A 5,920-nucleotide genomic window follows, 5' to 3' on the forward strand; every position below is an offset into this window, starting at 1 on the left:
GTGACAATCGCCTCCCACCTGCGTCTCCGTACGCCCCGGCGCCACCTGCACACTCCGTGTATACACACCGCGTATACACCGTGTGTAGAGTGCTCCGCATGTCCATCGGTCACACCCTCCTGGGACTCCTGGAGTCCGGCCCGCGTCACGGTTACGACCTGAAGCGGGCCTTCGACGAGAAGTTCGGTCACGACCGGCCGCTGCATTACGGCCAGGTCTACTCGACGATGTCCCGGCTGCTGAAGAACGGGCTCGTCGAGGTCGACGGCATCGAGGCCGGCGGCGGCCCCGAGCGCAAGCGGTACGCGATCACCGAGGCCGGCATCACCGATGTCGAGCGCTGGCTCGCCACACCGGAGAAGCCGGAGCCGTACCTCCAGTCGACGCTCTACACCAAGGTCGTCCTCGCCCTGCTCACCAGCCGGAACGCCGCCGACATCCTCGACACCCAGCGCTCGGAGCATCTGCGCGGCATGCGGATCCTCACCGACCGCAAGCGCAACGGCGACCTCGCCGACCAGCTCATCTGCGACCACGCCCTGTTCCACCTCGAGGCCGATCTGCGCTGGCTGGAGCTGACCGCGGCGCGTCTCGACAAGCTCCGTGCGGCGGTGACCCGATGACCGCTCCCGTCCCCGCCGGCTCCCTGCTCACCGCCCAGGACCTGCGCAAGGCCTACGGCCCCACCACCGCGCTCGACGGCGCCGGCTTCTCCATCCACCCCGGCGAGGTCGTCGCCGTGATGGGCCCCTCCGGCTCGGGCAAGTCCACGCTGCTGCACTGCCTCGCCGGCATCGTCACCCCCGACTCCGGGTCGATCACCTACAACGGGCGCGAGCTGACCGCGATGAACGACTCCGAGCGCAGCGCGCTGCGGCGTTCGGAGTTCGGCTTCGTCTTCCAGTTCGGGCAGCTCGTCCCGGAGCTCACCTGTGTGGAGAACGTCGCCCTGCCGCTGCGGCTGAACGGCACGCCCCGCAAGGAGGCCGAACGGGCCGCGCTGGCCTGGATGGAGCGCCTGGAGGTCGACGACGTCCGCAAGAAGCGCCCCGGCGAGGTCTCCGGCGGTCAGGGGCAGCGGGTCGCCGTGGCCCGGTCGCTGGTCACCGGCCCACGGGTGCTGTTCGCCGACGAGCCGACCGGCGCGCTGGACTCGCTCAACGGCGAGCGGGTGATGGAGCTGCTCACCGAGGCCGCCCGGTCCACCAACGCCGCCGTCGTCCTGGTCACGCACGAGGCGCGGGTGGCCGCGTACTCCGACCGCGAGGTCGTCGTGCGCGACGGGAAGTCGCGGGACATGGAGCGCGCCATATGAATGCCGCACGGCAGTGGGCCCGTGATCTGGCCATGGGGAGCCGGTTCGCCTTCGCCGGCGGACGCGAGGGCTGGATCCGCGCGCTGCTCACCGCCGTCGGCGTCGGGCTGGGCGTGGCGCTGCTGCTGCTCACCACCGCCCTCCCGGGCGCGCTGGCGGAGCGGGACCGGCGGGAGGAGGCGCGCCTCGACTACTCCTTCGGCCAGGAGATCGAGCACAAGTCCGACCGCTCCCTGATCGTCGCGATGACCGACACCGAGTTCGACGACCGCGACGTCCGCGGCCGGCTGCTGGAGCCTGAGGGCGCCGAGGCCCCCCTCCCGCCGGGCCTGCGGGAGTTCCCGGCGCCGGGCGACATGGTCGTCTCCCCCGCGCTCAAGGAGCTGCTGGAGTCCGACAGCGGCGCGCTGCTGCGCGAACGGATCCCGTACGACCTGGTGGGGACGATCGGTGAGCAGGGGCTGATCGGTTCGCAGGAACTCGCCTACTACGCGGGCGGCGAGAAACTCGCGGAGCGGATCGGCAAGTCCACGGCGACGCGTCTGGAGTCCTTCGGGGACCCCAACCCCATGGAAGAGGAGACGGATCCGGTCCTGGTGCTGCTGGTCCTGGTCGTCTTCGTGGTGCTGCTGATGCCGGTCGCCGTGTTCATCGCCGCGGCGGTACGGTTCGGCGGCGAACGGCGCGACCGCAGGCTGGCGGCGCTCCGGCTGGTCGGCTCCGACGGTGGCATGACCCGGCGGATCGCCGCGGGCGAGGCGCTCGCCGGGGCACTGCTCGGTCTGGTGTTCGGCACCGGGTTCTTCCTCGCGGGACGTGAACTCGGGTCCTCCTTCGAGGTGCAGGGCATCAGTGTCTTCCCGAGCTATCTGAACCCCTCGCCGCTGCTCGCGCTGCTGGTCGCGGTGGCGGTTCCCACGGCCGCCGTGCTGGTGACCCTGCTCGCGCTGCGCGGGGTGGTCATCGAGCCGCTGGGCGTGGTGCGCACGGCACGGCCCACCCGCCGCCGGCTGTGGTGGCGGCTGCTGCTGCCGCTCGCCGGGATCGGGATGCTGTTCCCCATGATCGGCCAGGGCGGGGAGAACGGGGAGTTCAACCAGTACCTGGTCACCGGCGGGGTCATCTGCCTGCTCGTCGGGGTCACCGCGCTGCTGCCGTGGATCGTGGAGACGGTCGTCGCCCGGCTCGGCACGGGCAGCGTGTCCTGGCAACTGGCGGTGCGCCGCCTCCAGCTGAGCAGCGGGGCGGCGGCACGCCTGGTCAACGGCATCGCCGTGGCCGTGGCCGGAGCGATCGCGCTCCAGATGCTGTTCACCGGGGTCGAGGACACCTACACCAAGGACACGGGTTACGACGTGTCGATGGCCCAGATGCAGGTGCGCATCCCGGAGGGCGTCGAAACCGCCGCGGCCGCCGCCGAGTTCGAGAAGACCGAGGGGGTGCGCAAGGTCTACACGCTCTCCGAGGCCTACTTCTCGGACCGGCCCTGGGACCAGGAACCCGAGCGCTCCGCGGAGCTGACCGTCGGTGACTGCGCCACCCTGCGCGAGGTGGCGAAGCTGCCCTCGTGCGAGGACGGCGACACGTTCGCGGTCCGGGGCGGCGAGTACGACACCGACACGCCGTCGCTGAGCGAACCGGGCCAGAAGCTGTACCTGGAGACCACCGGCGAGGACGGCGAGACCGAGAACGTCGTCTGGACCGTTCCGAAGACGCTCCAGCAGGCCGACTCCGTCAAGGACCCGACGGGCACCCTGCGCGGCGGCTTCCTGATGACCCCGGGCGCGCTGACCGCGCCCCTGGGCAAGGCCGTCACCGGGGAGCTGTACCTGTCGGTGGACGACTCGGTGCCCCACGCCCGCGAGTACGTGCGGAACACGGCGTACGCGATCGACCCGCTGGCGGAGCCGATGACCTGGTACGCGACCGAGCGCGCCGACCGCTACGAGTCCATCCGCCAGGGCCTGTTCGTCGGCGCCACCGCCGTGCTGGCGCTGATCGGGGCGAGCCTGCTGGTCTCCCAGCTGGAGCAGTTGCGGGAACGCCGCAGACTGCTGTCCGCCCTGGTCGCCTTCGGCACCCGCCGGCGCACCCTGAGCCTGTCGGTGTTCTGGCAGACGGCGATACCGATCGGCCTGGGCCTGCTGCTGGCCTCGGTGGTGGGCGTGACCCTGGGCACGGTGCTGCTGAAGATGACCGCGACACCGGTGGATGTGGACTGGGCGAGCGTACTGAGGATGACCGGCGTCGGCGCGGGCGTGGTCCTCGCGGTGACGCTGCTGAGCCTGCCCCCGCTGCTGCGCATGATGCGCCCGGACGGCCTGCGGACGGAGTGAGTGAACGGTACGGACCGCGGGGCGTTCAGCTCCCCACTATCCGTACCGGAAGGTCCCGCATCGCCGCCCGCAGGGCCGCCGCCAGCTCCTTGTGCTCCGCCGCCCTCACCGTGCCCGTGCGCATGGCGAGGGCGATGCGGCGGCTGGGGGCCGGATCGGTGAAGCGGGCGGTGAGCAGCCGGTTGGAGCGGGCGGTCTCGACCTGGACGGCGGTGTGCGGCAGCAGGGTCACCCCGAGGCCGCCCGCGACCAGCTGGACGAGTGTGGCCAGTCCGGCCGCCGTCGTCGTGGCCGGGACGTCGGCCCGCCCGGCCTCCCGGCAGATGTCCAGGGCCTGGTCGCGCAGGCAGTGGCCCTCGTCGAGCAGCAGCAGGTTCAGCTCGCGCAGCACCGCGCGGGGGACGCCCTCCCGGCCGCCGAGCCGGTGGCCGAGCGGGGTGACCAGCACGAAGTCCTCGTCGAAGAGGGGGATCTCGGTCACGCCGGGGACCCCGAGGGGCACGGCGAGCAGCAGCAGGTCGAGCCGGCCGGCGGCCAGTCCGTCCAGCAGGTTCGCGGTCTGCTCCTCGTGCACCTGGAGGTCGAGGAGCGGGTAGCGGCCGCGGACCAGCCGCAGGATCGTCGGCAGCAGATAGGGCGCGACGGTCGGGATGACGCCGAGCCGCAGCACCCCGGTGAACGGCGCCCGCAGCGCGTCCGCCTCCTCCATCAGCGCGTCGACTTCACCGAGTACGGCCTTGGCGCGGGCGGCGAGCCGCTCACCGGCCGGTGAGAGCAGCACCTTGCGCGTCGTACGCTCCACGAGGGTGACGCCGAGCGTCTCCTCCAGCGTCGACACGGCCCCCGACAGCGCCGGCTGACTCATCCCGATCGCCGAGGCGGCGTCCCGGAAGTGCAGATGCTCGGCCACCGCGGCGAACGCGCGGAGCTGGGCGAAGCTGGGCTGCCTGCGCCTCTTGCCAACGGTCACTGATAGCTACCTCCGATCAACACGACCGAGTGTAGCTATTTCACTAATCAATGCGCGATGTGCCAACATCAACAAGGTCCAACCCATGGGAAAAGCCCGCAATCCGGGTATTTCCTCGCTGCAAGGAGAGCCTGTGCTCACTGTCGGTGACAAGTTCCCCGAGTTCGAACTGACCGCCTGCGTCTCGCTGGAGAAGGGCAAGGAGTTCGAGACGATCGACCACAAGACCTACGAGGGCAAGTGGAAGATCGTGTTCGCGTGGCCCAAGGACTTCACCTTCGTGTGCCCGACCGAGATCGCCGCCTTCGGCAAGCTGAACGACGAGTTCGCCGACCGTGACGCCCAGGTCCTCGGCTTCTCCGGCGACTCCGAGTTCGTCCACCACGCCTGGCGCAAGGACCACGACGACCTGCGCGACCTGCCGTTCCCGATGATGGCGGACTCCAAGCACGAGCTGATGCGCGACCTCGGCATCGAGGGCGAGGACGGCTTCGCCAAGCGCGCCGTGTTCATCGTGGACCAGAACAACGAGATCCAGTTCTCCATGGTGACCGCCGGCTCCGTCGGCCGTAACCCCAAGGAGGTCCTGCGGGTCCTGGACGCCCTGCAGACCGACGAGCTCTGCCCGTGCAACTGGTCCAAGGGCGACGAGACCCTGGACCCGGTCGCGCTGCTGGCCGGGGAGTGAGCTGACATGTCCCTCGACTCCCTGAAGTCCCGCATACCGGACTACGCCAAGGACCTGAAGCTCAACCTGGGCTCGGTCATCGGTAACTCCGACCTGCCGGCCCAGCAGCTCTGGGGCACGGTGCTGTCGACGGCGATCGCCTCGCGCTCGGCCATCGTGCTGCGCGAGCTGGAGCCGGAGGCGAAGGCGAACCTGTCGCCGGAGGCGTACACCGCCGCGAAGGCCGCCGCCGCGGTGATGGCGATGAACAACGTCTTCTACCGGACGCGTCACCTGCTGTCGGACCACGAGTACGGCAACCTGCGCGCCGGTCTGCGGATGAACGTCATCGGCAACCCGGGCGTCGACAAGGTCGACTTCGAGTTCTGGTCCTTCGCGGTCTCCGCGATCAACGGCTGCGGCATGTGTCTCGACTCCCACGAGCAGGTGCTGCGCAAGGCCGGCGTGGAGCGTGAGGTCGTCCAGGAGGCGTTCAAGATCGCCGCGGTGATCCAGGCGGTCGCCGCGACGCTGGACGCGGAGGCGGCCCTCGCGGAGTGACTCCGCCCCGCCACACCCCTCGGGCCCGCCCACCCCACCCGGTGGCGGGCCCGACCCGTACCCCCGCTCGC

At 70.7% G+C, this 5,920-nt stretch carries 6 protein-coding genes; 5 read left to right on the plus strand and 1 reads right to left on the minus strand.

Annotated features, from left to right (window positions below):
* Positions 1 to 98: 98 nt before the first annotated feature.
* Genes B7767_RS25710 through B7767_RS25720 form a run of 3 tightly spaced genes read left to right on the plus strand, consistent with a single transcriptional unit; the run spans position 99 to position 3,651 of the window.
* Positions 99 to 623 (plus strand): PadR family transcriptional regulator, encoded by a 525-nt coding sequence (locus B7767_RS25710; RefSeq protein ID WP_085574277.1) that lies wholly within the window; start codon positions 99 to 101, stop codon positions 621 to 623.
* On the plus strand, positions 620 to 1,315 hold the full coding sequence (locus B7767_RS25715) for an ABC transporter ATP-binding protein (protein ID WP_085574273.1): 696 nt from the start codon (positions 620 to 622) through the stop codon (positions 1,313 to 1,315). The genes B7767_RS25710 and B7767_RS25715 overlap by 4 nt, the downstream gene beginning before the upstream one ends.
* Positions 1,312 to 3,651, plus strand: coding sequence for an ABC transporter permease (locus tag B7767_RS25720; RefSeq protein ID WP_085574274.1), 2,340 nt, complete (start codon positions 1,312 to 1,314; stop codon positions 3,649 to 3,651). Before B7767_RS25715 ends, B7767_RS25720 begins: the two co-directional genes overlap by 4 nt.
* 25 nt (positions 3,652 to 3,676) lie before the next feature.
* Here the strand turns inward: B7767_RS25720 and B7767_RS25725 are convergent, their stop codons facing one another.
* Positions 3,677 to 4,621 carry a LysR substrate-binding domain-containing protein gene (locus tag B7767_RS25725; RefSeq protein WP_085574275.1) on the minus strand — a complete coding sequence of 315 codons (945 nt, stop codon included), beginning with the start codon at positions 4,619 to 4,621 and terminating at the stop codon, positions 3,677 to 3,679.
* Positions 4,622 to 4,754: 133 nt separating this feature from the next.
* On the opposite strand from B7767_RS25725, the gene B7767_RS25730 reads away from it, so the two are divergent.
* Entirely contained in the window at positions 4,755 to 5,309 is a 555-nt protein-coding gene (locus B7767_RS25730; protein ID WP_030859927.1) for a peroxiredoxin, read from the plus strand.
* A gap of 6 nt (positions 5,310 to 5,315) precedes the next feature.
* Positions 5,316 to 5,849 (plus strand): alkyl hydroperoxide reductase, encoded by a 534-nt coding sequence (locus B7767_RS25735; RefSeq protein ID WP_085574276.1) that lies wholly within the window; start codon positions 5,316 to 5,318, stop codon positions 5,847 to 5,849.
* The last annotated feature ends 71 nt before the right edge of the window (positions 5,850 to 5,920 follow it).

The sequence above is a fragment of the Streptomyces sp. 13-12-16 genome (assembly GCF_002114215.1).
Classification (GTDB): Bacteria; Actinomycetota; Actinomycetes; order Streptomycetales; family Streptomycetaceae; genus Streptomyces.